Origin of the sequence: Xenorhabdus griffiniae (assembly GCF_001028135.1) — a bacterium.
Taxonomy (GTDB): domain Bacteria; phylum Pseudomonadota; class Gammaproteobacteria; order Enterobacterales; family Enterobacteriaceae; genus Xenorhabdus; species Xenorhabdus bakwenae.
Genome location: NZ_LDNM01000081.1, coordinates 1 through 1,361, shown reverse-complemented (window position 1 = coordinate 1,361; position 1,361 = coordinate 1). Strand labels below are relative to the sequence as shown.

Annotated in this window: 1 protein-coding gene; it reads right to left on the bottom strand. The window is 46.9% G+C overall.

The genetic code is table 11. The annotated features are described in order from the left end of the window. Positions 1-280 precede the first annotated feature (280 nt). The gene (locus AAY47_RS14890; RefSeq protein ID WP_047770922.1) at positions 281-1,285 is read right to left on the bottom strand and encodes an IS110 family transposase; all 1,005 of its coding nucleotides are present in this window, start codon (positions 1,283-1,285) and stop codon (positions 281-283) included. Between the last annotated feature and the right edge of the window lie 76 nt (positions 1,286-1,361).

Below are 1,361 nucleotides of genomic sequence, written 5' to 3'. Positions count from 1 at the left end.
AATCTATGGTCTTCCCCGTTTTTGCAACACTCATTTTGATGTATGGTTGGCTTGCTTAAATCTATCCGGCGTCTCTATGAGTATGGATACCCGCGCCACGATGAGTTCTGCGCCTGATGAACCTTAAAAACTCCCCGGCTTCAATGAGCCATTTTGCTTCTTAGGTTATTCATCAGGCCGATTGGCCGTTCATGTCATCAATAATCAGTCTTCGCAAAACCAGATAGGTAACGTGTATTTCACTGTTTAATCATCAAGTTATTGAATCAGCCAGCCTCTATTAGGCCTGATACTCATTTTGCCGAGTCGTGATTGCCCAGGCTATCCGTGCCAGCTTATTAGCCAGTGCACAGGCAACCACATTCGAATGTTTCTTGCTCAGTTGTGCCTTAACCCACTCGGCAAGTCTCCCATGCTGATGCTCAAGCCGCATCATAAACGCCCGGGCGCATTGAACCAGCAATCGGCGCAAATTTTTGTTGCCGCGTTTGCTGATACCCAGCAGAGTCGGTTTTCCCCCTGTACTGTATTGTCGGGGAACGAGCCCCATCGAAGCAGCAAAATCCCGGCTGCATGAAAATTGTTTTCCGTCACCAAGCTGGGATGAAAGTAGGCTGGCGGTAATGGGTCCCACCCCCGGTATTGTCATCATGCGTTGAATCGCATCGTCCGCTTTGATGGACTGTTTTAATTCTAATTCCAACGTGGTTATTTGCTCGACAAGATAAAGGTAATGGGCATGTAATTTCATCAGCAAACGGCTCATATAATCGGGCACGTCGTGTTCTGCCAGAACCAGAGATAACCGTTTAATGACCGCCTCGCCTTTTGGCAGACTGATACCAAACTCCAGCAAAAAAGCGTGCATTTGGTTAGTGGTCTTTACCTTATCTTTGATGAGTGATTCTCTGACACGATGCAGTGCTCTCATCGCCTGTTGCGTCTCCGTTCTCGGCTGGACAAAACGCATTGAGGGGCGTGATGCTGCTTCACATATCGCCTCTGCATCAACGAAATCATTTTTGTTACTTTTGACAAAAGGACGAACAAACTGCGGAGATATCAGCTTCGCATCATGGCCTAAATCAGCGATCCGGCGAGCCATAAAATGTGCACCCGCACAAGCTTCCATCACGACGGTAGTCGATGTACACCCCGCTAAAAATTCCATTAATTTTGGGCGGGTAAATTTTTTACGCAGCATAGTCTTGCCGAATTTGTCCTGACAATGGATATGGAAAGAATGCTTGCCGAGATCGATACCAATAAGGGTGACGTTTTGCATGATGGACTCTCCAGAAAAAATACTCTATAAAGAGTATGGTTCACAAGGTGGGGAAGACCATCTCATTAACTCCCGT

Bases quoted from the DNA above. Each gene is read 5' to 3' on its own strand.
- AAY47_RS14890 (WP_047770922.1), bottom strand. From the start codon at position 1,285: ATGCAAAACGTCACCCTTATTGGTATCGATCTCGGCAAGCATTCTTTC.